Here is a 22,968-nt window from a genome sequence, read left to right as displayed (position 1 = left end):
AGCGTAGTTCCACCAACAATTGCTCAGTGCCGGCCGAATATGGCCATCAGCAGGCCTATGCCGCCGAAAAAAGCAATCGGCAGCCAGAACATGATTCGACGGATCAGCGCCCCCTGACGCGCGATCTGCTGCATGCGATACTTCTTCTGCTCCCGCTTGACCGGATCCGTCATGATGCCTCTAGGTAAGGCCTGTGAGAAATGTGCGGCCGAGTCACAACCACTGTCATTCGCAGGTCTGGGGTCGCCTGGGCGGTCACGGAAGCGCCGCTCTGGCGCGCCGCTTCGTCACCGCGTTGATAAATCCGTCCCTCGCGTCGGAATGGCCCTGCCCGCGCGGCTCCAGCACATGGCGGAGCAGGAACAGGCCGGTCAGGCGAAAACCGTCCAGCAGGTCCTGGTCTGACCAACTGTTCGCCCCGGCCTCGCCTTCGCGCAGGAAGGCCGGCAACCGCAGCAGGCGATCCCGATAGGGCTCGCCAGCCTCCCGCGAGACGGCGCCGCCGGATTTCGGCGAGACGTAGATCAGGTCGGAGGTCGCGCCGGTCGCGGCGCAGTTTTCCAGATCGAGGCCAAAGCCGAGCTCGGCGAGCATCGCGAGCTCGAACCGGATCAGGTGCGCCGCCGCGCCGCCGGCGTCGTCGAAGTCGTCCAGCGTGCGGTCGAGCATCTCGTAAATGTCCTCATGCGGGTCACGTTCCGGCAATAACCGCGCCAGCGCGGCCAGATGGGTAACGCCATAGACCGCATGCGAGGACGCGAGCAGCGTTGCGGCGCGCAGCCGCGTGCCCTCGATGGCGTAGATACCGAGATGTTCGTCGAGCCGCGCCCGCCACACGGCGGTGACGCTGTTGCCGGGCTGCAGCAGCGGCCGCATCCGCGAGGAGGCACCGCCGCGCACCAGGCCGAGATGCCGGCCATGGCCGCGCGTCAGCAACTCGACGATGGCGGAGGATTCGCCATGCCGCCGTACGCCCAGCACGATGCCTTCGTCGGTCCATTCCATGGGCGGGAGTTTACAGGATTTGGCTGGGGAGCGCAGCGGTCTCTCCGTTCGTCATTCCGGGATGGTCCGAAGGACCAGACCCGGAATCTCGAGATTCCGGGTTCGCATCTTCGATGCGTCCCGGAATGACCCTGCTAGGCGTTGAACCACCCCACCGCATCGCCGGTGAACGAAAAATACAGTCCGGCCGCAGTCAGTGCGCAGGAGATCACTTCGATGCCGCTGTCGAACTGAATGCCCTTTTCGCCGATCATTTGCGCGAGCGAAATCACCGACAGCACCAGTACCGCCGCCAGCACCCACCGTGGCCAGTTCTTGCGGTGCTCGGCGGCCAGCCGGACGAGATAGACCAACAGCAGAATCAGGCCGGCCGCCATCAGCGTTCCGGTGCCGATCATCTGCTCCGTCATCTTCGGGGTCGGCGTGCGGTCCTGGAACGCCACCGACACCGCATCCAGCATCAGCGACAGATACAGCAAAACCTCAAACCACAGCACGTTTCTCGGTAGGGTCATCGGGCTCGTTCTTGGTAATTGGTGGGTCATGTTCTTGGCCCGTCATTGCCTGCGACAAACGCGAAGCGCTTGTGCAAGGGAGCAAAGCGACGAAGCAATCCATCTTTCTTGCTGCGGCTGGATGCTTCGCCCGCAAAGACATCCCTCGATCATTCCTTGGGGAATTCCAGCCCCATTTCCCTGTAGCGGTCGGGGTCGTCGCCCCAGTTCTCGCGCACCTTGACGAACAGGAACAGGTGCACGGGCACGCCGACAATTTCGGCGATCTCCTTCCGCGACTCCGCGCCGATCGACTTGATGGTTGCGCCGCCCTTGCCGAGCACGATCTTGCGCTGGCTCTCGCGCTCGACAAAGATCGTCTGTTCGATCCGGACCGACTTGTTCTTGCGCTCGGTCCAGCTATCGGTCTCAACGGTCGATTGATACGGCAGTTCCTGGTGGAGCTGGCGGTAGATCTTTTCCCGGGTGATTTCCGCCGCCAGATGCCGCAGCGGCGCATCCGACATCTGGTCCTCGGGATAATGAAACGGACCCGGCGGCACGCTCTTCGCGAGCGTCTTGCGCAGGTCGGCGACACCATCGCCCGACAGTGCCGAGATCATGAAGGTGTGCTCGAATTTCATCCGCTCGTTGGCGGCCTGCGCCAGCGCCAGCAGTTTTTCGCGCGGGATCAGGTCGATCTTGTTCAACACCAGGATTTTCGGGTGTGCAACCGTCGCTAGCTTGCTCAGGATCGCATCGGCCTCCTCATCGATTCCGGCCTTGGCGTCGAGCAGCACGCAGACCAGGTCGGCATCGTGGGCCCCGCTCCAGGCGGTCGACACCATGGCCCGGTCGAGCCGCCGCTTCGGCAAGAAGATGCCAGGCGTGTCGACCAGAATGATCTGCGCATTGTCCTCGATCACGATGCCGCGGATCAGCGCGCGCGTCGTCTGCACCTTGCGCGAGACGATGGTGACCTTGGAGCCGACCAGCGCATTGACAAGGGTGGACTTGCCGACATTGGGGGCGCCGATCAGCGCGACGAAACCGCAGCGGGTCTCGGCAGACGCGCCGGGTGCGGGTTCAACTGTCATTGCTGCCGACGCCCTCGCGTTCGATCATCACGGAGGCTGCGACCTTCTCGGCTGCGCGCTTGGAGCCGCCGACGCCTTCGGCGGGTGCCAGTCCCGGCAAGTCGACAGCGACGCGGAATTGCGGGTCGTGGTGCGGCCCGGTGCGCTCGATCTCGCGATAGACCGGCGTCGGCAAGCCCTTGCTCTGGGCCCATTCCTGCAGCACCGTCTTGGGATCGCGCAGCGGCCGGCGCGGTTTGCGCATCCGCTCCAGCCAGTTGCGCTCGACGAATTGCGACGCCGCCGCATAGCCGCCGTCGAGATAGATCGCCCCGATCACCGCCTCGCAGATATCGCCGAGAACGGATTTGCGCAGGCGCGCGCCCGCCCCTGCCCCCACCGCGCCGAGCTTGATGTCGTCGAGCAGCCCCAGCGACTTGGCGACGTCGGCGCAGCTTTCCTTGCGCACGAGGTCGGCGAGACGTTTGGACAATTCGCCTTCGTCCGCCCTCGGATAGGCGCGATACAGCATGTCGGAGATAATCAGCCCGAGCACGTGGTCGCCGAGGAATTCCAGCCGCTGATAACTGTCGGCGCGATGTCGGGTCGCGGGCTTCAGGGCCGAGACATGGGTAAAGGCGGTCGTCAGCAGCGCCGGATCGGAAAATTTGTAGCCGATGCGCCCCTCGATCGCGGCAGCCGCAGCCTTCGCGCCGGCTTTGCCGCGCTTCTTCTTCGGCGCAGCTTCGCGGGGCGCATCCGCCTGCTGGCCCGTCTCGCCGGAGGCCGATGTGTCAGGAATGATCGCTGTTTCGTCGTTCATCGCACAATTGTGAATAGGCGATTCCAGCGCACCGCAGTCGGCCAGCGCCAGAACATCCAGGCGTGTTCGCCCTCGGCAATGGAGAAGAAGATCATCTGCGCCCGGCCGACGATGTTTTCGAACGGCACGTAGCCCACCGCCGACAGCACGCGGCTATCGGTGGAGTTGTCGCGGTTGTCGCCCATCATGAAGAAATGGCCGGGGGGCACGGTATAGACGTTGGTGTTGTCGTAGAAACCGTTGTCGACGCAATCGAGCGATTCATAGCTGACGCCGTTCGGCAGCGTTTCCTTCCAGCGCTTGACGCGCGCGGTGGCGTCGGAGCCGCAGGGGTCCTCGCCGATGAAGTCGGAAAGCCGCTCGCGCTTGACCGGCTTGTCGTTGATGTGGAGCAGCCCTTCGCGCATCTGGATGCGGTCGCCCGGCAAGCCGATCACGCGCTTGATGTAATCGGTAGAGTCGTCCTTCGGCAGGCGGAACACGACGATGTCGCCGCGGTTCGGCTCCGACCCGAAGATGCGGCCCGAGAACAGTGGCGGCGACAATGGAATGGAATAGTGGCTGTAGCCGTAAGAATATTTCGAGACGAACAGGTAATCGCCGACCAGAAGCGTCGCCTTCATCGATCCCGAGGGGATGTTGAACGGCTGGAACAGGAAGGTGCGGATCACGAGCGCGATCAGGAGAGCATGGATGACGACGCGGATGGTTTCACCCAAGCCGCTTTCAGATTTTGTGCCGGATGTCACGCTCATCGCTTTCCCAATTCCCGCGGGCCCCAGCCCGCGCGGTGGCAGAACGTTTTCCGCACGCGAATCGCCAGATACGTTCGCGTCAGGAAAATGGTCTAGATAACTGATGTTGAGAGCCAATTCCGACGGTAACCGGAATCGGCCCTGGCTCGAACAGGTCGTTGGCGGCGTTTTTAGACGGTTGTTCGTGGGCGCGCAATCAAGCGCCTTGTCAAAACTTCATAATCCATTGATATCTCAATGGTTTTTAGTTTTCCCGCTTCCCCGGCGCAAACGCCTGCGCGGTTCATGATTTGCCGGGTGTGACCGCCGAAATTATGACGAAGGCCTGCGCCAGCGGCCAGTCGTCGGTGATCGACAGATCGATTCGCGCCTCGAAGCCCTCCGGCGTCAACGCTTCGAGCCGGGCCAGCGCGCCGCCGGTGAGTTTCATGGTCGGCCGTCCCCCCGGCATGTTCACCACCCCCATGTCCCGCCACCAGACGCCACGCCGGATGCCGGTGCCGAGAGCCTTGGAACAGGCCTCCTTGGCCGCGAACCGCTTGGCATAGGTCGCGACCACCATTTTTTCGCTGTTGGCGCGGCGCGCCGCCTTGGCGCGCTCGGTGTCGGTAAAGATGCGGTCGAGGAAGCGGTCGCCATGGCGCTCGATCACCTTGGCAACCCGTGTGATGTCGATCAGGTCGGAACCGATGCCGATGATCATGGCCGGCCCGCGACTTTCTGGCGGCCACGGTCCATTGCGGAGCGCATCTGTCGCACAGTCTCGCCAAGGCCGACGAACAGGGCCTCCCCCATCATGAAATAGCCGATGTTGAGCTCGGCGATCTCAGGTAGCGCTGAAATCGTCTCGGCGGTCTGGTAGTCGAGGCCGTGGCCGGCATGAACCTCCAGCCCCGCCGCGCGCGCCAAGGCGGCGCCCTCGACGATTCGCCGCCATTCCGCCTCGGCCTTGTCAGCGTGGCCGTCGACCACGGCGTCGCACCAGCCGCCGGTGTGGATCTCGATCACGGGTGCGCGCAACTTTGCCGCCATCTCGATCTGCGGCGGGTCGGCGGCGATGAACAGCGACACCCGGATGCCGGCATCGTTGAGCCGCGCGATGAACGGGGCCAGCACGTTGTGCTGTCCGACCACGTCGAGCCCGCCCTCGGTGGTGAGTTCTTCGCGGCGCTCCGGCACCAGGCATACGGCGTGGGGTTTTGTCGCTAGCGAAATCCGCAGCATGTCTTCCGTTGCCGCCATCTCGAAATTCAGCGGTTTCGATATTTCGGCCTTCAGCCGGGCCATGTCGCTGTCGCGGATGTGGCGGCGGTCCTCACGCAGATGCGCGGTGATGCCGTCGGCGCCGGCCTCGATCGCCAATAGCGCGGCGCGCACCGGATCCGGCCGCTCGCCGCGCCGCGCGTTGCGCAAGGTGGCGACGTGGTCGACATTGACGCCGAGGCGGAGCGGGGGAACGGGCATGACCGGACTCACAGGCAAGCTTACGGGCGACTTCGATAGCACAGAACGTCATGCGCGGGCGTGACCTGCGCATCCATCTACTTGAGAAGGATGGATTGCCGGGTCGCTTAGTGCAAGAGACGCGCTTCGCGCTTTTGCCCTGCAATGACGATATCGCCTACCCATTGACACGCTCGACCTTGGCGACGACGGCCTTGGCACGCAATTGAGCGATAATTGCACTGAGATGCTTGAGGTCATAGACCTCGAGATCGATGGTCAGCTCGGTGAAATCGGGCGAGCGGCGCGACATGCTGATATTGTCGATATTGCCGTCGTGCTCGGCGATCACGGTGGCGACCTGGGCGAGGCTGCCGGGCTCGTTGACGTTGTGCACCAGGATCCGCGCCGGGAAACGCTGCGGCATGGCTTCATCGATGTCCCAGCGCACGTCGAGCCAACGCTCCGGCTCCTCCTCGAAATCCTTCAGCGCCGGCGACTGGATCGGATAGATCGTGATCCCCTCGCCCGGCGTGACGATGCCGACGATGCGGTCGCCCGGAACCGCACCACCGTTCGGCGCAAATTTCACCGGCAAATCCGAATTGATGCCGCGCACCGGGATCACGGAGGTGCTGCGCGCCGGATGCGGCGGCGACTTCAGCTTCAATTTTACCGCGAGGCTCTTCTTGGCCGCCCCGTACTTCACCAACCGCTCTTCCTTGTAGTCCGGGTACATCGCGCGGGCGACGTCGGAGGCCTTCAGTTCACCACGTCCGACGGAGGCCATCACGTCCTCGATCGAGGCGCGCGCCAGGCGCGGCAATGCACCCTTCAGCTTGTCGTCGGCGTATTCGATCTTGGCGCGGGCAAACAGGCGGTCGACGATGCGGCGGCCAAGTCCCGCATATTGATCGCGCACCGCGGTACGGGTCGCGCGCCGGATCGCCGCGCGCGCCTTGCCGGTGATCGCGAGCGATTCCCAGGCCGAGGGCGGCGCCGACTGCGCCTGCGAGGTCAAAACCTCGACCTCGTCGCCGTTCTGCAATTCGGACGACAGCGGCGCGAATTTGCCGTTGATCTTGCAGCCGACTGCCGAGTTGCCGACATCGGTATGCACCGCATAGGCGAAGTCGATCACATTGGCTTGCCGCGGCAGCGCGATCAGTTTGCCCTTCGGGGTGAAGCAGAACACCTGGTCGTGGAACAATTCGAGCTTGGTGTGCTCCAGAAACTCTTCCGGATTGGCGCTGTCGGAGAGAATTCCGATAGTATGGCGCAGCCAGGCAAAGGCGTTGGATTCGTGCTTGAGCCGCTCGGTCGGCGAGCCCATGCCGTCCTTGTAGAAGGCGTGCGCGGCAATGCCGAACTCGGCGACCCGGTTCATTTCCTCGGTACGGATCTGCAATTCCACGCGCTGGTTGCCGGGACCGATCACGGTGGTGTGCAGCGAGCGATAGTCGTTCTGCTTCGGCGTCGAGATGTAGTCCTTGAAACGCCCCGGCACCACCGGCCAGGTGGTATGCACCACGCCGAGCGCGCGGTAGCAAGACTCGGCGTCGCTCAGAATGATGCGGAAGCCGTAGATGTCCGACAGTTGCTCGAAGCCGACCGACTTGCGCTCCATTTTAGTCCAGATCGAGAACGGTTGCTTGCGGCGGCCATAGACGCGCGCAGTGATGCCGTTCTTCTGCAGGTTCTTGGAGAGCTGGCTTTCGATCTCGCCAATCAGATTGCGGTTGCGGTCGGCAAGCGCGTCGAGCCGCTGCTTCACCACCGCATAGGCTTCGGGATCGAGCACGTGGAAGGATAGATCTTCCAGTTCCTCGCGCATCTCATGCATACCCATGCGACCAGCGAGCGGCGCATAGATGTCGAGCGTCTCCTCGGCAATGCGGCGGCGCGAGGCGTGCGGCACGAATTCCAGCGTGCGCATGTTATGCAGGCGATCGGCGAGCTTGATCAGGAGCACCCGGACGTCGTCGGCGATCGCCAGCAAGAGCTTGCGCAGGTTCTCGGCCTGCTTGGCTTCGCGCGAGACCAACTCCAGCCGCTTCAGTTTGGTGAGCCCTTCGACCAGCGCGCCGATCTCGTGACCGAAGATATTGTCGATCTCGGCGCGCGTCGCCTCGGTATCCTCGATAGTGTCGTGCAGCAGCGCGGCGACGATGGTGGCGTCGTCGAGCTTGAGGTTGGTCAGGATCGCCGCGACCTCGAGCGGATGCGAGAAATAGGGATCGCCGGACGCGCGCGTCTGCGTGCCATGCGCCTTCATGGCGTAGACATAGGCGCGATTGAGCAGGTCTTCGTTGGTATCCGGATTGTACGAGCGGACGCGCTCGACCAGATCGTATTGCCGCATCATGCGCGAGCGCTTCGGCTTCTCCGCCACAGCCGACCCCGGCGCAACCGCGACCTGGCCGGTCGCGGCCTGCATTTGCCAGGAGCTGCGGCGCCAATACGCCATCACATCACTACCTTCTTCCACCAGACGCGGACGGGTCCCGCCGTTTACGTATCTCGTTTACGTATCTAATGCGTTTTCGAACGGCGATACACGCCGCGCGGGCCGCGATACGGTTCAATTTCGCTTGGGCCTGCGGCCATCCAACGCCCAACCCGATGGCCTGTCGGCCCGGCGAGTCAGCCGTTTTCGGCCGCGCCCGCCAAGGACGCATTGTAACCGCAAAAATGTCAACAAAAGCAAAGGCCCGGACTGGCGTCCGGGCCTTTGGCAGATCGGGAGTTCGGGACGGACCGGAAGGTTCCGGGTTACTCGTCCTCTTCGGGCTGCTCTTCCGGCGGCGCCAGGCCTTCCAGCCCCTTGAGGAGTTCTTCCTCGGTCATGCGCTCGACCGCAACCTCGGTGTCGTCGGCATCGACGCTGGCGCCGGCCGAGCCGATCAAAGGCACGGTATCGGGCTCAGGCTCGTCGACCTCGACGAATTTCTGCAGGGAATGAACCAGTTCCTCGCGGAGGTCTTCCGGGGAAATAGTGGAATCGGCGATTTCCCGCAGCGAAACGACCGGATTTTTGTCGTTATCGCGATCAACCGTGAGTTGCGATCCGGACGAAATCATACGGGCGCGATGCGCCGCCAGCAGCACCAGGTCGAACCGGTTGTCGACCTTGTCGATGCAATCTTCCACGGTGACGCGCGCCATAGACTGTCGCTCCGTTAAATGGGGCCAAATATGTCGGTTATGGGCGCTAGTTATAGTGGCAGGCGGCCTTTCGCAAGACCAAATTTGTGATTTGCCTTCCCAACGGGCTCTGATACGCCAACCCTTGGGGCCAGAAGGGCCGGAGCGTCCAGACGCGGCAGGGTTGCCGTACAGGACAAGTAAATCTCTTCATTGCATGTCAAAAGTATAGGTTTTTCGCCCTCGCCTCACCATAATTGCAGTGGTGACTGTCGTGGGGCACGATTCACCGAACTTTAGGCAACAGAACTGGAAAGTGCGCGCGGTCGTTGGCCGCTGCGCTAGAAAAGCTAACAACAACGTGAGAACCATTTGATGTCACCAGCTTCCAACAAGATTGCGCTCTTCATCGATGGCGCCAACCTCTACGCAACGGCCAAGACGCTCGGCTTCGACATCGATTACAAGCGCCTTCTCAAGGAATTTCAGAGCCGAGGAACGCTGTTGCGTGCGTTTTACTACACGGCAATCATCGAGGATCAGGAATACTCCTCGATCCGTCCATTGATCGACTGGCTCGACTACAACGGCTACACCGTCGTCACCAAGGCAACGAAGGAATTCATCGACGCATCCGGCCGCCGCAAGGTGAAGGGCAACATGGATATCGAACTCGCCGTCGATGCCATGGAACTCGCCGAGCATGTCGATCAGATCGTGTTGTTTTCGGGCGACGGCGATTTCCGCTCGCTGGTTGAAGCGGTGCAGCGCCGCGGCGTTCGCGTTACGGTCGTGTCGACCATTTCGAGCCAGCCGCCGATGATCGCCGACGAACTGCGCCGCCAGGCCGATGTCTTCACCGATCTTGTCGAGCTGCAATCAAAGCTGGGCCGCGATCCCTCCGAGCGCCCTGCCCCGCGCGAGCCGCGTCACCACTCGCCGCAATTCCTGCAGCGCGCGACCACCGTGGCGCCACGCGCCGGCGACGACGATTTCGACGATTGAGCATGAGCCAGTACACTGCTAGAGCCTCGGTTCTGATTGAAAACAGAACCGGGGCTTTTTGTTTTGGCGCGCGCATCTGAGGCGAACCGGTATCGACGCCGGATCAGGTCCGTGACTGGATTTCGCTCGAAAATGCTTTGGACTGATGGCTAATCTCCCCGCCCCTGCGGCCGCCGAACCCGACCGCGACTGCCCGCTCTGCCCGAGACTCGCCGAATTCCGCGCGCAGGCTCGTGCCCGCGAGCCAGGCTGGCACAACTCGCCGGTCGCTTCGTTCGGCGATGCCTCCGCGCAACTGTTGATTGTCGGGCTGGCGCCGGGCCTGCAGGGAGCCAACCGGACCGGACGCCCGTTCACCGGCGACTACGCCGGCGATCTCTTGTATGCGACCCTGCTGGAATACGGCTTTGCGAAGGGCGTCTACCAGGCGCGACCGGACGACGGACTGGAGCTCGTTGACTGCCGGATCAGCAACGCGGTGCGCTGCGTGCCGCCGCAAAACAAGCCGCTGCCGGTCGAGATCAGCACCTGCCGGCAATTTCTGGCGACGACAATTGCGACCATGCCCAAACTGCGCGCGATCGTGCTGCTCGGCCGCATTGCACATGACTCGACCCTGAAGGCGCTCGGCCTGCGCAATGGCGCGGCCCCCTTTGCGCACGGCGCTGTGCACAAGGCGGGCAATATCAAGCTCTACGACAGCTATCACTGCTCACGCTACAACACCAACACGCGGGTGCTGACACCGGAGATGTTTCGCGACGTCTTTGCGAAAGTGCGGAAGGACTTGGACACGTAGAGTCGTAAGGGTGGGCAAAGCGAACAGAACACCTTTACCGCGGATTTTCCCTCAGCCATGCCAGTACGTCGGCGGCGTTCCGGTCGGGCGGGAAAACCGGATAGAACACGTGGGCAATGCGCCCATCGTCCACGATCAGCGCCAGCCGCTTGATCAACGTCAGTCCCGCCACCTCCATCGTCGGCAAATTCAGAGCGCGGGTGAGCTTAAGCTTTTCATCCGACAGAACCGGAAACGGCAAATGCAGCCGTGACGCCATTTCGGTCTGGTAGACGTTGTCCTGGGTCGATAGGCCGAACACCTGCCTGGTGCCGGCCGCTTTCAACTCCCCAAACAGATCGCGGAACGAGCAGGTTTGCGGCGTGCAGCCGCGCGCGCCGGGAATCATGTCCCAGTCGTCGACCAGGCTGATCTTGCCCGGCGACCCGGTGCGGGGATAGGCGAACACCACGGTGCGGCCGGGAAGCGCCGAGAGCGTCACCGAACTATCGTCGGTGGCCAGCAGCGTGATCGGCGGAATCGCCATGCCGACGAGATGCGCCGCCGCGCCGTCGTCGACCGGCGGGGGGATCTTGCTCCAGTCGACTTCATGCAGGTTTTTCTGGTTCATTTCAGGCTCCACTTCCGTCGTAGGATGGGTTGAGCGAAGCGATACCCATCAACATAGAGCTCCAATCAACGAGCGCTTTGATGGGTTTCGCTGCGCTCTACCCATCCTACGAACTATTCGCCCTCTATCCTCTCGCCCGCATCAGGCGGCCTTTTTCCCGGCCCCAGTCGCGCTTCTTTTCGCTCTCGCGCTTGTCGTGCAGCTTCTTGCCCTTGGCGATCGCCAGCAACAGCTTGGCGCGGCCGCGCTCGTTGAAATAGAGCTTTAGCGGAATCAGCGTCATGCCTTCGCGATCGACTGCGCCCATCAGCTTGTTGATCTGCTTTCGGTGCAACAGCAATTTGCGCGGCCGTTTCGGCTCGTGGTTGAAGCGGTTGGCCTGCAGATACTCCGGAATATTGGCGTTTATCAACCAGATCTCGCCGTCCTTGGAATCCGCATAGGACTCCGCAATGGTGGTCTTGCCATTGCGGATCGACTTCACTTCGGTGCCGGTCAGCGCGATGCCGGCCTCAACCGTGTCCTCGATTGCATAATTGAATCGGGCCTTCCGGTTTTCGGCGACGACCTTGATTGGGCGTTCGTTCTTATCAGCCACGGCTAGTGCCCTATTCCGAAGTTCGTACAGTAATTGCGGAGCCCGTTATACGAACTTCGGAAGAAGACAAAGGGCACCAGCAAACTTATGATTGCTAGGGCCGCTTTTCGATTTGAGGTCCCCACGCGGACTCGCGGCAAACACTGTGGTGACCTCAAATCGGCGGCACTAGCCCTTCTTGAGCAGATCGCGGATCTCGATCAGCAGTTCTTCCTGTCGGGTCAACTTCGGCGGCGCGGGCGCAGCTTCGTCCTTGCGCTTCAGCTTGTTCATCGCGCGAATAACGACGAACAGCACAAAGGCGACGATGAGGAAGTTCAGCGTCAGCGTAAGGAAATTTCCCCAAGCCAGTACGGCGCCTTGCTTTTTGGCGTCCGCCAGGTTGCTGGCGTTTACCGCCTTCGACAGTGGCGTGAAATAGTTGGAGAAATCAAGACCGCCTGTGATCGCGCCGATGACCGGCATGATGACGTCGCCGACCAGCGAGGTCACGATGGCGCCGAAGGCCGCACCGATGATCACGCCAACCGCGAGGTCGACGACGTTACCCTTCATCGCGAATTCGCGGAATTCCTTCAGCATGTTGGCTTCCCCTCTTCGTTCTTCAGGCGAAGCGGAACCGACCTAGTTGATCAGGCCGGCATGGACCATGGCGCTGCGCACGGCGAGGCGCGTCGGCTCGGTAACCGGCACCATCGGCAGCCGCAGCTTCTCGTCGATCTTGCCGAGCAGCGAGAGCGCGTATTTCACCGGCGCCGGATTGCTTTCGATGAAGAGGTTGTTGTGCAGCGGCATCAGCTTGTCGTGCAGCTTGAGCGCGGTGGCATGATCTCCCTTCTGCCATGCCGCGTGGAATTCGGAGCACAGCCGCGGCGCGACGTTAGACGTGACCGAGATGCAGCCATGGCCGCCATGCGCCATGTAGCCGAGGATGGTGGCGTCCTCGCCCGACAATTGGTTGAAGTCCTCGCCCATCGCCGCGCGCTGCTGCGATACCCGCACCATGCTGGCGGTCGCATCCTTGACGCCGGCGATGTTCTTCAGCGCGAATAGCCGCGTCATGGTCTCGACCGACATGTCGATCACGGAACGGCCGGGAATGTTGTAGATGATGATCGGAATGCCGATGGCATCGTTGATCGCCTTGAAGTGCTGGTACATGCCTTCCTGGGTGGGCTTGTTGTAGTACGGCGTCACCACCAGCACCGCATCCGCTCCCGCCTTTTCCGCATGCTCGGCAAGCTCGACCGCTTCCTTGGTCGAGTTCGAGCCCGCGCCGGCAATCACCGGCACCTTGCCCTTCGCCTCGTCGATGCACCATTCGACCACGCGCTTGTGCTCGTCATGGCTCAGCGTCGGACTTTCACCGGTCGTGCCGACCGGGACCAGGCCGTGGGTGCCTTCGGCGATCTGCCAGTTCACCAAGCCGCGGAAAGCGGACTCGTCGACCGAGCCGTTCTTGAATGGCGTGACCAAGGCGGTGAACGACCCCCGAAATTTTGTCTTGGCTGCCATGGACTTCCTCCAACGCTTAAGAAACGGCACGACTGAAACTGGATTTCAATTCATATCGGGTCTGGCGACCAGACGAAAGGGCCGTGCATCAGGCGCTTAGCGCCTTGTTCCAACACGCTTTCCTGCCGCGGGCCGACATTTGCCTTTCTCGAAGGCCGATAGCCGCGATTTTGCCGCGGTGATGGCGCAAACAGGTCCAACGCGACGCTTTTAGCATTTTGTCCACATATTCAATCAAAATAGACCAAGGCTGGAGCGATTGAATGATTCGCCGCCGCAGAGGAAAGCCGTGATCCCTTCCGCCCGCGCCGCCGCGTTGCGATCGACCGCACTGGCCACAAGCCTAGCGCTGGCGGTCGGACTGACCTCCTTCCCTCTGGAAAGCTGGGCCAAGTCAAAAGTTCCCGTGCCGAAGCCGCGGCCGATTGCCCGCAACGTCGTTCCCAAGTCCGCGCCGACGGCGAACACCGGCACCCCGGCTGCATCGACTGCGCCGGCGCATGCAGCGCCGGCCCCGCCGCCGCCTGTTCTGGCGCCTGCGACCCGCCAGCATGCTGTCGCGCCGCCTCCGCGCAGACACGCCCCAGCCGCAGTGGCCGCGACCTCCTCGACCTCTCAGGCCGACAAGGACGCGCTGGAGAACGTCATCGAATTGGTGCGCAAGCAGAAGCCCGGCGATGCAACGCAGGTGCAAGCCGCGATCTCGGACCCTGTCGCTCGCAAGCTCGCGGAATGGCTGATCCTGCGCAGCGACAACAACAATGCCTCGGTCGAGCGCTACCGTGCGTTTGTTTCAGCCAATCCGAGTTGGCCGTCGCAGACTTTCATGCGCCGGCGCATCGAGGCCGCGCTGTGGGACGACCGCCGCGACGATTCGACCGTCTGGTCGTGGTTCGAGAACGAATCGCCGATCTCGGCCAAGGGCAAGTTCGCGCTGGCGAAGGCGATGCTCGCGCGCGGCGATCGCGCGAATGCCGAACGGCTGGTCCGCGAGGGCTGGCGTCACGACGGCATGTCGGAAGACACCGAGAACGCCGCGCTCGATATGTTCGGCGCGCTGCTGACGGCGGGCGACCACAAGGCACGGATGGAGTCGCTGCTTTACAGCACCGAGCAGGAAGCCGGCGGCATGCGGGCCGCGAAGCGGCTCGGCTCAGGCCACGTCGCGCTTGCGAAAGCGCGGATCGCGGCCAACAAGAAGTCTTCCAACCTCAGGGCGCTGCTTGAGGCGGTGCCGCACGAATTGCACGGCGAAACCGGCTACATCTTCGCGAAAATCCAGCTCCTACGCCGCGAAGAGAAGTTCAATGAGGCCGTGCAGCTCATGCTGAGCGCGCCGAAAGACCCGAATCGCCTGCACAATCTCAACGAATGGTGGATCGAGCGACGCTTGCTGGCGCGCAAGATGCTCGATGTCGGCGAGCATCGCACCGCGTATCTGATCGCGCGGGATGCGGCGCTGCCGACGCGCGACATCTACAAGACCGAACAGGAATTCACCGCTGGCTGGATTGCGCTGCGGTTCCTGAAAGATCCTGCGGTCGCAGCCCAGCACTTCGCGCGCATCGGCGTCGGCAGCGCAAACCCGACTGCATTGGCGCGCGCCGGCTATTGGCAAGGCCGCGCGGCGGAAGCGGCCGGTCGCGCGCAAGAGGCCCGCGCGGCCTATGGGCGCGCGGCCGAACAATCGACCAGTTATTATGGTCAGCTCGCCCGCGCCAAGCTCGGCCTGCCGCAGCTTCAGTTGAATGGCGTCCCGAGCGCCCGCGGCCGCGGCGTCGAGCGATTCGAGATCGTTCGCGCGGTGCAGTTGCTGTATGACCTCGACGAGCGCGAACTCGCGATCCCGATTTTCGCCGACATGGGTGAGAACGGCGATCCCGAAGCCCTGGTGGGTCTCGGTGAGCTCACCTCGCGCCACCACGACGCCCGCGGCATGCTGCTGCTCGGCAAGGCCGCGCTCAATCGCGGCCTGCCGTTCGACGTCTACGCCTATCCCGTCACCGGCATCCCGTCGTTCAAGCAGATCGGGCCCGAGGTCGAGCCCAGCGTCGTCTATTCGATCGCGCGGCAGGAAAGCGCCTTCAATCCGGCCGTGGTCTCACCGGCCCAGGCCTACGGGCTGATGCAGGTGACGCCGGACGCCGGTCGCTATGTCTGCAAGCGGGCCGGCGTCAGCTTTGACCTTCAGCGGATGAAGACGGACTCGGTCTACAACGCCATGCTCGGCGCGGCCGAGCTCGGCGGGCTGCTCGAGGACTATCGCGGCTCCTACATTCTGACCTTCGCGGGCTACAATGCCGGTCGCGGCAGCGTCAAGAAATGGATCGAGCGTTACGGTGATCCCCGCGATCCCAAGGTCGACGCGGTCGATTGGGTCGAGCAGATCCCGTTCTCCGAGACGCGCAACTATGTGCAGCGGATTATGGAGAACCTGCAGGTCTATCGCGCGCGGTTCGGCGGCGGGACCAAGCTTCAAATTGAAGCCGACCTGCACCGCGGCGCCAGCGTCGAATAGCAGCAGCACAGATTTGATGTACGGCGCCAAGGGCGATGCGACTTCTGCCGCATCGCCCCGGGATCAATGTCAGAAGTTACGCTGGGCGCGGAACTGGAGTAGGACCGTGTCCTGATCCTTGAACTCGTAGAGCGCGTTCGGCTTCGGAGCGGTCGCCGTGAACACCGAGGAGCCCGACATCTTCTGGTCGAGATGGAACCACTGGACTTCGCCCGAGAAGGTCAGGTTCTTGACCGGGGTCCAACGGGTAACGACGCCGAGCTGCGAGACGTTGAAGTCGGGGTTACAGGTATAGCTGCCCGCAGCATTCCCGACCAACGCCTGACCCGGGTGGCTAACGTTGAAAGCGGCGCAGTAAGCGCCCTTGGCCGTCGAGGTTCCTGCACCGAGCAGATTGTCGTTCGCGCCACCATCGTACCTGACGGCAGAGTAGCTGCCGAACAGGCTGGTCGACCAGTTCGGATTCCAGTTGTGGTTGAACGCGCCACGGACGCCCCAGGCCGTCGTCAAAGCGATACCGCCGGTACCGGCCGCGCCCGGGAAATAGACGCCGTCGGTGGTCGCGCCGAAGCCGACGCTCTGATAGCCGAAGCCGCTATCGCCGAACATCGCGAAGTTCGGCGAGGTGCCGCTGGTGGCGATAACGTACTTGGTGGCGCCCTTGGCGTAGGAAACGTCGAGCTTGATGTCGTCGCCTGCACCGGTCGGAATGTTCTTGATCTGCAACGCCGCCATCACCGCGCCGCCCCACTTGCTCTCGGGGTGGCCGCTGATTTCGGAAAGTGCGGTCGGGACAGCGCCCGCGCCCAGCGTGTTGTACGAACCGTTCACTTCATGCGCGGCTGCCGAAAGCTGGAACAGACCCCAGGCCTGATCCACCCGGATTCTGCCGACGATGTCGGGCGCGTGGACGCCGGCATAGGCGTTGGACGGAATCCCCACCGCGTTGACTGAACTGGTCGGATTGGTCGCGAGTGCAGTTGGAGTGGCAGCAGTGGCTGGGAAGAGCGCCAAATATCCGACACTGGTGCGATCCCACACCGTCGGGTCGTCGAGACCGATCGAGGCCGACACGCCGTTTCCGAACTCGGCGGTGTACTGGATGTTGTTGACGCCGGTATCGGTGTTGTGACCGCCGAGCAAGGAGGAGTTGATATTGCCCGGGAAACCCTGCCACGGCGTGGCATAGGCTGAGGCGGACTTACCGAAGGTGAAGCCGGCGAACTGGATGAAAACGAATTCGACCGCGACATAGCCGTTGCCCGCGGTGTCAAGAAGCTGCGGGTTGTTGCCGAGGTTAGTCGCGAGGGAGTTGGGGTTGAACGTGCTGCCGCCGAGCGTGGTGAACTGAATGTCAGCCTGGCCGAAGGTGCGGACGACGCCGTATTCGGTAGCGGTGCGGGTATCGACCGTCAGCGCCATACGGGAGCGGGCCACGAAGTAATTAGCGTAGCGGTTCTGCTGACCGATATCACCGTTCCAGGCGGGGGCGCCGTGCGCACCGCCGTTGAACGTGACGTCCGCGCGCAGGTAGCCGCCGAGCTTGATGCAGGTGTCGCTGCCCGGGATGTAGAAGAAGCCGGCGCCGTAAAGCGAGCAGACCCTGACATATTCGACTGCCTTGGCTTTGACCGGAAGGTCGGCCGCTTGTGCGCCGCTCAGGGCGATCAAGCCTGCCGCCGAGCTTAAAATTAAAGTTCGCGCTGTTTTCATTGTTATATATCTCCTGTTCGCGATGCCCCGCGACTTATGCAAGTTGTGTCCCGCGATGCCCCGCGCTTCATGCAAATGCATGCTGCATACGTAATCCAAAAATTTTTGCGTGGAATGACAACGCCGTGAAGAGTTTCAGTTTAACGCGCCGGTGTGGCTGTTCTGCTACGGAGATTCGACTCACAACAAAAGATGTGGGCTGCAATGAAAAACCCCGGCAGTTGCCTGCCGGGGTTCTCCTAGTGTTTCAAGTCTTTCGGGATCAGAAGTTACGCTGAGCGCGAATGTTCAGGAACACAGTGCTCTGGTCCCGGAACTCGTAGGTGGCAACCGGCTTCGGGCTGGTAGCGCCCGGAGCTTGTGCCGTGATCGCACCCGTCATCTTCTGGTCGAGGAAGAACGCACCGACTTCAGCCGAGAACGTCAGGTTCCTGACGGGGGTCCAGCGGGTGACCGCACCCACCATCGCAACATTGAAGTCCGGGTTGCAGGTGAAGTCGCCACTGAAAGAGCGACCCGTTACAGGGGCTGCGAAGGCCGCACAGTAGTTCGCGGTCGCTGTACCATTGTAGCGAACCTGAGCGTAGCTACCCCAGAGGCTGGTCGACCAGTAGGGATCCCAGTTGTGGTTGAACGCACCACGGACGCCCCAGGCATCCGTAAGCTCGATCTCGCCACCCGGGACGTATACGCCGTCACTGGTGTAGCCAAAGCCGTAGCTCTGATAGGCTCCCGCACGGCTAGTATCGCCGAACATCGCAAAGTTCGGCGAAGTGCCGCTGGTGGAGATCACTGACTTGGTGGAGCCCTTGGCGTAGGTGGCGTCGATCTTGAAGTCATCGCCCGCACCGGTCGGCAGATTCTTGATCTGCAAGGCCGCCATCACCGCACCGCCCCACTTCGAGTCGGGGTGACCGGAGATTTCCGACAGAGGCGTCGGCAAGCCCGCCGAGTTCAGCACGTTGTACGAAGGGTTCACGAGATGCGCCAAACCGCCAATCTGGAACAGACCCCAGGCCTGGTCGACGCGGATGTTGCCGACAATATCCGGAGCATGGACGCCACCATAGGCGTTCGGCGCAACTCCGAGCGTCGAGACCGAACTGGACGGATTGGTTGCGAGTGCCGTGGGAGTAGCAGCGGTTGCCGGGAAAGTTGCCAGATATCCGATGGTCGTACGGTTGTACACGGTCGGTTCGTCCAGGCCGATGGTGGCCGACACGCCGTTGCCGAACTGCGCGGTGTACTGGATGTTGTTGACGCCGGTCACGTAGTCCGGACCGCCGATCAGGTTCGAGTTGTTGTTGCCCGGATAGCCGTTCCAGGGCGACGCAAAGGCCGAAACCGACTTACCGAAGGTGAAGCCCGCGAACTGCAGGAAGATCTGGTCGACCGCGACATAGCCGTTGCCTGCTGAGTCAAGCAGGTTCGTGTTGTTGCCGAGGTTAGTCGCCAGCGAGTTCGGATTGAAGGTGGTGTTGCCGAGCGTGCTGAACTGGATGTTGGCCTGACCGAAGGTGCGGACAACGCCGTATTCAGTGGCGGTGCGGGTATCAACCGTCAGCGCCAGACGAGAACGGGCCGCGAAGTAATTAGCATAGCGGTTGCCCTGACCGATATCGCCGTTCCACGCCGGCGAGCCGTAGATGCCGCCGTTGAACGTGGTGTCGACGCGCAGATAACCACCCAGCTTGATGCAGGTGTCGGTGCCCGGGATATAGAAGAAACCCGCACCATACAGGGAGCAGATCCTCACGTACTCGACCGCTTTGGCCTTGACGGGAAGATCGGCCGCCTGAGCTCCGCTCATGGCGATCAGACCCGCCGCTGAGCCGAGAATAAGGCTCTTAACCATCTTCATGTTAAACCTCCAAGTTGCTCTGTAGGGAAGGTTCCGGATCCGCTGGGTGAAAACACCCTAAGGTTGGTTCCCTTGTCCCCTGAAACCCGCTTAGCCACTTCGCGCCTTCGGACACTCCCGCATGAACGCGAGGGACTTAAGCGAACCACCTAAAACGGGACGACCTCGGGATGCCCCCCTCCGTCGCCCGATCACAATTACCGAGGACTTCTGCACAAGCAACAAAGGAACCGCTTCGAACGGCCCGACTCCGCCCCTTTTCCGAAGGGTGTTGCACAAATAACACGTGTTTGTGATCGAAGTTTTTCTGCAAGACTTTGTTTCTAATAGATATTTTTGATTAGTTCTATTTGACACGTGAATAGTTGCGTGGGCGGCGCAGCAAACGGGTTCTGCCCTCCGAGTGATCTCAATTGCGTCGAATCGAATGGTGGGATTCGCCGAATCCGCATCGAACAAACACGCATAGAAAAGGCGACGCGCGGCAGCCGGTTTGGGCGCGAGTCACGACAAGTATTATTAAGACTAAGCCGGCGCCCCCGCCGTCATGGCCAGTTTCGGCCGGCGGCTCCCAGGGAACCAGCTCACGAGGAACTGCCAAAGCCCCGGGATCGAAATGCATTCGCTTCGGGCGAAGATGACGCTTTATATAAGCGCCTGCTCCCAAGCCCCTTGGTCGGGGGCTACATCCCCAGCGCCGAATCGAATGCGAAGCCTTGAAAAGAAGCGGTGTGAGCTGCTCCGCGGGATACGGGATCGACCGGAAGGAACGCCTGCGGCAGCACCGCCACCAAATAGCCCCGGCGTAACCTGAATCTGCCGCTTGCGGCTCGCCCTCGCGTCGGGCATATCCGCCCTCATGGAGCTGTGGCCGAGTGGCTGAAGGCGGCGGTTTGCTAAACCGTTATAGGGTTGTAAAGCCCTATCGAGGGTTCGAATCCCTCCGGCTCCGCCAGCCCGCCTTATCCAGCCCAAGACGTCGGTAGCAGGTCTTGCCTGACGTCGCGCACCCCATCACCGCGCCATTTGCGATGATGCTGGATCGTCTCTTGCCGTTGCGAGCGCATCCGATCAGCATCGGCCCAGCACGCAGTGGAGCGCAGCATGAAAAAGGAAGAACTCGAAGCAATCCTCGGCGATGGCGAGAACACGCCTGATCTCGGCCCGATCGAAGACCACCTTCATGCCATCGCAACGGAAGCAGACCTTCCTGATTTCGCCATCGCGGTTTGTACGGCGAGGATCGAAGAAGCCGCGCCGAAATTGCGCGCCGTCCTCGAGAGCGCTGCGGATGGCGAGGCCTTGTCAGATGATGAAAGCCTGCTGCTGTTCCGCGGGCTTCATATCCTGGGCGGAGCTCGTAACCGCGAAGCGTGCCAGCCGCTGTTGCGTCTACTGCGCCGGCCCTATGAAGATGTCGACTTCCTGCTCGGCGACACCGTCACCGAGAGCCTGGCCAAAATCGTCGCTGGCGTATTCGATGGCGATACCGACGGCTTGTTGGCCTTGATTGCCGACAGCTCGATCGACGGATTCATCCGTGAAGCATTGTTTGGCGCAGCGACCTTCCTGGCATGGGAGCGCCGCATCGATCGCGATCGGCTAAAGGGATTTCTTGTCCGGTTCCATGAGGAACGGCCGGTAGAAGACGGCGATCAGGCCTGGGTCGGCTGGCTGCGGGCGACCGCCCTGCTCGGCCTGCGCGACCTGGTGCCGCTGGTTGACAAGGCCTTCCACGAAGACCGCATTCCCGAGGAGTGGATCGGTCGCCCTGACTTTGATGAGTATCTTGCCGAAGCCGAACGCGCGCCCGACGACATCGACCGGTTCGCGCAAGCCAATCTCGGATACATCGAGGATGTGCTCGAATCGCTGGCCTGGGTGCGCACGTCCGAAGACGACGTGTTCAAAGGAGACGATGAGAAATCGCCGTGGGCCGATTTCGTGTATCCGAACGAGCCGGTCAGAAATCCCTGGCGCCACGTCGGACGTAACGATCCATGTCCCTGCGGGAGCGGCAAGAAAGCCAAGAAATGCTGCCTTGCCAACGGAGAGCCGCCGGCGTGACGCCGGCGACTTTCAATGCGCAGTCATCCACGCACGCGCCTCGCGTTGCGCGGTGGCGATTTCGGCATCTGACATCATGGCGGCCACCTCGCGGCGCATGGAGATTGCATCCGCGCGTCCCTTCAGCGCGGCGAGATTGAACCATTTGTGAGCCGCGACGAGATTGACCACGCCGGAACGGCCGCTCGCCCAGTAAAGGCCGCGCTCGAACAGCACATCCGGAATAGCGGTCGCCTCCACCGGAATTGCGGTGTCGAGATCGATCTGCGCCTGAAACATCTGTAGCTCCCCTTCTTATCGTTGCCGCCCTCCCCCGAGCGCGGCCCCTGTCCACTGTTGACATCCCCGGCGCGCGATCAGCAAAAGTGGAAACCGGTTTTGCGTCCGATCGCGCAGCCCTTATTTAGAAGAGCGCATGATCTGATCGCCAAACCGCCTACACTTTGGCGGATCATGCGCGTGCCGTTTTTCGGTCTGTTGTTGGGATGATCATGGCTGAACAAATTTGAAGGGCAGTTTAAGGTTCGCGATGAACGGGGTGTAAACGCGCACTTTGCGCCGTCGAACACGGAATCGCAGAAGTATCTGCGGCACAGGGAGAAGTGGCCAATCGTGAAAGTCGGTTTACCCTGCGGCTTCGCGGAACGATAACCATTGCGGCCAATGTCGGTGTCATCATTCACCCCGTCACCCGATCGGGGCGTTGACGGTTCCAGCAGATAACACGGCGTCGCGCAGCGCTGCGGCCATGCGAGTTCAAGGCGTGCCGGATAACCGAAACGCGCCAGAACCGGAGCGACAGGCGGAACCGAACCGGCGGGGCCAACAAACAATGAAGGGAGTTTGGAAAACTTCAGCGCCGGACGCCTGATGCGCGGGCTGTCGGAGCGCTCCAGCGAAAGCGGGCGTTCCGGGGGCAAGTACGCCCCAGGGGAACGAGGGCGTCGGCGAACACGTCAGGACCAGATTTCAAGCCGGGCTTTTGGCCCCGATGAAATTGCGGGCAGTTAAGGATACCCGCACCGAACGAAGAAAACCTGTTTCTTCTGCCGGACCGGTTTGAAAGAGCAAGCTCTTCCGAAATACGATCCAGCCGTTTGACCTGATGTCTCGCCGACACCCTCTTTCGTCGACCAGAGCCTTCAGCGTTTCGTCTTGGGGCTCGGGTGACGTGCCGGCATCGAACCGCCGGCAATTTTCAAAGAAGCGAACTTACTTCTTCTTCTTGGCGACCTTGCGGGTCTTCTTCGCAGTCTTCTTCACTGCGCTCTTCGCTTTCTTCGCCTTCTTAGCCTTCTTAGCCATGTTGCCCTCCTAATGTAGTGAGATGGCTCGTTAGTCGCTGCGTGCACTCGGGAATCGAGATGCACTACATCCCGAATACACCAACACATTCAAAAAAACAGCGTCCCACTTAAGGAAGTGTTGACGCAGCGATCGGAGCGCGCGCGAAGCACTTCGTTCGATGGCACAACGATCGATGCGCATGTCGATGCAAAAAGTGCCGCAACGACCGACATCGGCGTTTGTCAAGATTGCAAG

At 61.9% G+C, this 22,968-nt stretch carries 22 protein-coding genes and 1 tRNA gene; 5 read left to right on the top strand and 18 right to left on the bottom strand.

Features of this window, described 5'->3' with window-relative positions; genetic code table 11:
• Positions 1 to 23: 23 nt before the first annotated feature.
• The 10 genes from V1278_RS20000 to rpoZ all read right to left on the bottom strand — a co-directional run bounded on the left by V1278_RS20000 (position 24) and on the right by rpoZ (position 8,761).
• The gene (locus tag V1278_RS20000; protein ID WP_213251992.1) at positions 24 to 173 is read right to left on the bottom strand and encodes a hypothetical protein; all 150 of its coding nucleotides are present in this window, start codon (positions 171 to 173) and stop codon (positions 24 to 26) included.
• 82 nt (positions 174 to 255) lie between these two features.
• Positions 256 to 1,005: a DNA repair protein RecO gene (recO, locus tag V1278_RS19995; protein WP_334381975.1), complete on the bottom strand. Its 750-nt coding sequence runs from the start codon at positions 1,003 to 1,005 to the stop codon at positions 256 to 258.
• A gap of 134 nt (positions 1,006 to 1,139) precedes the next feature.
• Complete coding sequence (locus V1278_RS19990; protein ID WP_334363115.1) at positions 1,140 to 1,520, bottom strand: hypothetical protein; 381 nt, start codon at positions 1,518 to 1,520, stop codon at positions 1,140 to 1,142.
• A gap of 149 nt (positions 1,521 to 1,669) precedes the next feature.
• Complete coding sequence (gene era / locus V1278_RS19985) at positions 1,670 to 2,596, bottom strand: GTPase Era (protein ID WP_334381974.1); 927 nt, start codon at positions 2,594 to 2,596, stop codon at positions 1,670 to 1,672.
• The gene (gene rnc, locus V1278_RS19980) at positions 2,586 to 3,398 is read right to left on the bottom strand and encodes a ribonuclease III (protein ID WP_334363117.1); all 813 of its coding nucleotides are present in this window, start codon (positions 3,396 to 3,398) and stop codon (positions 2,586 to 2,588) included. Before rnc ends, era begins: the two co-directional genes overlap by 11 nt.
• The gene (lepB, locus tag V1278_RS19975) at positions 3,395 to 4,153 is read right to left on the bottom strand and encodes a signal peptidase I (protein ID WP_057845708.1); all 759 of its coding nucleotides are present in this window, start codon (positions 4,151 to 4,153) and stop codon (positions 3,395 to 3,397) included. Before lepB ends, rnc begins: the two co-directional genes overlap by 4 nt.
• Before the next feature lie 283 nt (positions 4,154 to 4,436).
• Positions 4,437 to 4,856: a holo-ACP synthase gene (acpS, locus tag V1278_RS19970; RefSeq protein WP_334363119.1), complete on the bottom strand. Its 420-nt coding sequence runs from the start codon at positions 4,854 to 4,856 to the stop codon at positions 4,437 to 4,439.
• Positions 4,853 to 5,617 (bottom strand): pyridoxine 5'-phosphate synthase, encoded by a 765-nt coding sequence (locus V1278_RS19965; protein ID WP_334363120.1) that lies wholly within the window; start codon positions 5,615 to 5,617, stop codon positions 4,853 to 4,855. Before V1278_RS19965 ends, acpS begins: the two co-directional genes overlap by 4 nt.
• 157 nt (positions 5,618 to 5,774) lie before the next feature.
• A complete protein-coding gene (locus V1278_RS19960; RefSeq protein ID WP_334363121.1) occupies positions 5,775 to 8,063 on the bottom strand; it encodes a RelA/SpoT family protein in 2,289 nt (762 codons plus the stop codon).
• Between the two features lie 305 nt (positions 8,064 to 8,368).
• Complete coding sequence (gene rpoZ, locus V1278_RS19955; RefSeq protein WP_024512695.1) at positions 8,369 to 8,761, bottom strand: DNA-directed RNA polymerase subunit omega; 393 nt, start codon at positions 8,759 to 8,761, stop codon at positions 8,369 to 8,371.
• Positions 8,762 to 9,115: 354 nt separating this feature from the next.
• On the opposite strand from rpoZ, the gene V1278_RS19950 reads away from it, so the two are divergent.
• Both V1278_RS19950 and V1278_RS19945 read left to right on the top strand, forming a co-directional pair.
• Entirely contained in the window at positions 9,116 to 9,745 is a 630-nt protein-coding gene (locus V1278_RS19950; RefSeq protein WP_028345653.1) for a LabA-like NYN domain-containing protein, read from the top strand.
• Between the two features lie 145 nt (positions 9,746 to 9,890).
• The gene (locus V1278_RS19945; RefSeq protein WP_334381973.1) at positions 9,891 to 10,544 is read left to right on the top strand and encodes a uracil-DNA glycosylase; all 654 of its coding nucleotides are present in this window, start codon (positions 9,891 to 9,893) and stop codon (positions 10,542 to 10,544) included.
• Positions 10,545 to 10,578: 34 nt separating this feature from the next.
• On the opposite strand, the gene V1278_RS19940 is transcribed toward V1278_RS19945, so the two are convergent.
• The 4 genes from V1278_RS19940 to dapA form a co-directional block, all read right to left on the bottom strand.
• Entirely contained in the window at positions 10,579 to 11,154 is a 576-nt protein-coding gene (locus tag V1278_RS19940; RefSeq protein ID WP_334381972.1) for a peroxiredoxin, read from the bottom strand.
• Between the two features lie 124 nt (positions 11,155 to 11,278).
• On the bottom strand, positions 11,279 to 11,752 hold the full coding sequence (smpB, locus tag V1278_RS19935; protein WP_057845702.1) for an SsrA-binding protein SmpB: 474 nt from the start codon (positions 11,750 to 11,752) through the stop codon (positions 11,279 to 11,281).
• 168 nt (positions 11,753 to 11,920) lie between these two features.
• Positions 11,921 to 12,334: a large conductance mechanosensitive channel protein MscL gene (gene mscL, locus V1278_RS19930; RefSeq protein ID WP_334363126.1), complete on the bottom strand. Its 414-nt coding sequence runs from the start codon at positions 12,332 to 12,334 to the stop codon at positions 11,921 to 11,923.
• 42 nt (positions 12,335 to 12,376) lie between these two features.
• The gene (dapA, locus tag V1278_RS19925; protein WP_334363127.1) at positions 12,377 to 13,267 is read right to left on the bottom strand and encodes a 4-hydroxy-tetrahydrodipicolinate synthase; all 891 of its coding nucleotides are present in this window, start codon (positions 13,265 to 13,267) and stop codon (positions 12,377 to 12,379) included.
• Positions 13,268 to 13,556: 289 nt separating this feature from the next.
• On the opposite strand from dapA, the gene V1278_RS19920 reads away from it, so the two are divergent.
• Entirely contained in the window at positions 13,557 to 15,785 is a 2,229-nt protein-coding gene (locus V1278_RS19920; protein ID WP_442893754.1) for a lytic transglycosylase domain-containing protein, read from the top strand.
• A 69-nt stretch (positions 15,786 to 15,854) separates the two neighbouring features.
• Here V1278_RS19920 and V1278_RS19915 read toward each other — a convergent pair whose 3' ends face one another.
• Complete coding sequence (locus V1278_RS19915) at positions 15,855 to 17,498, bottom strand: porin (RefSeq protein WP_334381971.1); 1,644 nt, start codon at positions 17,496 to 17,498, stop codon at positions 15,855 to 15,857.
• A gap of 262 nt (positions 17,499 to 17,760) precedes the next feature.
• Entirely contained in the window at positions 17,761 to 19,359 is a 1,599-nt protein-coding gene (locus V1278_RS19910; RefSeq protein ID WP_334381970.1) for a porin, read from the bottom strand.
• Positions 19,360 to 20,220: 861 nt separating this feature from the next.
• Here V1278_RS19910 and V1278_RS19905 point away from each other — a divergent pair.
• A tRNA-Ser gene (locus V1278_RS19905) sits at positions 20,221 to 20,314 on the top strand.
• Between the two features lie 149 nt (positions 20,315 to 20,463).
• Entirely contained in the window at positions 20,464 to 21,426 is a 963-nt protein-coding gene (locus V1278_RS19900) for a DUF1186 domain-containing protein (RefSeq protein ID WP_334381969.1), read from the top strand.
• Positions 21,427 to 21,438: 12 nt separating this feature from the next.
• Here V1278_RS19900 and V1278_RS19895 read toward each other — a convergent pair whose 3' ends face one another.
• A complete protein-coding gene (locus tag V1278_RS19895; RefSeq protein ID WP_334381968.1) occupies positions 21,439 to 21,705 on the bottom strand; it encodes a hypothetical protein in 267 nt (88 codons plus the stop codon).
• A gap of 77 nt (positions 21,706 to 21,782) precedes the next feature.
• A complete protein-coding gene (locus V1278_RS19890; protein ID WP_334381967.1) occupies positions 21,783 to 22,346 on the bottom strand; it encodes a hypothetical protein in 564 nt (187 codons plus the stop codon).
• Between the last annotated feature and the right edge of the window lie 622 nt (positions 22,347 to 22,968).

The organism is Bradyrhizobium sp. AZCC 1577 (genome assembly GCF_036924575.1).
Classification (GTDB): Bacteria; Pseudomonadota; Alphaproteobacteria; order Rhizobiales; family Xanthobacteraceae; genus Bradyrhizobium.
The sequence above is the reverse complement of the archived record's forward strand: the minus strand, read 5'-3'. Positions and strand labels throughout refer to the sequence as shown.

What these genes read in the sequence shown, in the direction of transcription:
- V1278_RS20000 (WP_213251992.1), bottom strand. Translation starts at nt 173, where the DNA reads ATGACGGATCCGGTCAAGCGGGAGCAGAAGAAGTATCGCATGCAGCAG.
- recO (WP_334381975.1), bottom strand. Translation starts at nt 1,005, where the DNA reads ATGGAATGGACCGACGAAGGCATCGTGCTGGGCGTACGGCGGCATGGC.
- V1278_RS19990 (WP_334363115.1), bottom strand. Translation starts at nt 1,520, where the DNA reads ATGACCCTACCGAGAAACGTGCTGTGGTTTGAGGTTTTGCTGTATCTG.
- era (WP_334381974.1), bottom strand. Translation starts at nt 2,596, where the DNA reads ATGACAGTTGAACCCGCACCCGGCGCGTCTGCCGAGACCCGCTGCGGT.
- rnc (WP_334363117.1), bottom strand. Translation starts at nt 3,398, where the DNA reads ATGAACGACGAAACAGCGATCATTCCTGACACATCGGCCTCCGGCGAG.
- lepB (WP_057845708.1), bottom strand. Translation starts at nt 4,153, where the DNA reads ATGAGCGTGACATCCGGCACAAAATCTGAAAGCGGCTTGGGTGAAACC.
- acpS (WP_334363119.1), bottom strand. Translation starts at nt 4,856, where the DNA reads ATGATCATCGGCATCGGTTCCGACCTGATCGACATCACACGGGTTGCC.
- V1278_RS19965 (WP_334363120.1), bottom strand. Translation starts at nt 5,617, where the DNA reads ATGCCCGTTCCCCCGCTCCGCCTCGGCGTCAATGTCGACCACGTCGCC.
- V1278_RS19960 (WP_334363121.1), bottom strand. Translation starts at nt 8,063, where the DNA reads ATGGCGTATTGGCGCCGCAGCTCCTGGCAAATGCAGGCCGCGACCGGC.
- rpoZ (WP_024512695.1), bottom strand. Translation starts at nt 8,761, where the DNA reads ATGGCGCGCGTCACCGTGGAAGATTGCATCGACAAGGTCGACAACCGG.
- V1278_RS19950 (WP_028345653.1), top strand. Translation starts at nt 9,116, where the DNA reads ATGTCACCAGCTTCCAACAAGATTGCGCTCTTCATCGATGGCGCCAAC.
- V1278_RS19945 (WP_334381973.1), top strand. Translation starts at nt 9,891, where the DNA reads ATGGCTAATCTCCCCGCCCCTGCGGCCGCCGAACCCGACCGCGACTGC.
- V1278_RS19940 (WP_334381972.1), bottom strand. Translation starts at nt 11,154, where the DNA reads ATGAACCAGAAAAACCTGCATGAAGTCGACTGGAGCAAGATCCCCCCG.
- mscL (WP_334363126.1), bottom strand. Translation starts at nt 12,334, where the DNA reads ATGCTGAAGGAATTCCGCGAATTCGCGATGAAGGGTAACGTCGTCGAC.
- dapA (WP_334363127.1), bottom strand. Translation starts at nt 13,267, where the DNA reads ATGGCAGCCAAGACAAAATTTCGGGGGTCGTTCACCGCCTTGGTCACG.
- V1278_RS19915 (WP_334381971.1), bottom strand. Translation starts at nt 17,498, where the DNA reads ATGAAAACAGCGCGAACTTTAATTTTAAGCTCGGCGGCAGGCTTGATC.
- V1278_RS19910 (WP_334381970.1), bottom strand. Translation starts at nt 19,359, where the DNA reads ATGAAGATGGTTAAGAGCCTTATTCTCGGCTCAGCGGCGGGTCTGATC.
- V1278_RS19900 (WP_334381969.1), top strand. Translation starts at nt 20,464, where the DNA reads ATGAAAAAGGAAGAACTCGAAGCAATCCTCGGCGATGGCGAGAACACG.
- V1278_RS19895 (WP_334381968.1), bottom strand. Translation starts at nt 21,705, where the DNA reads ATGTTTCAGGCGCAGATCGATCTCGACACCGCAATTCCGGTGGAGGCG.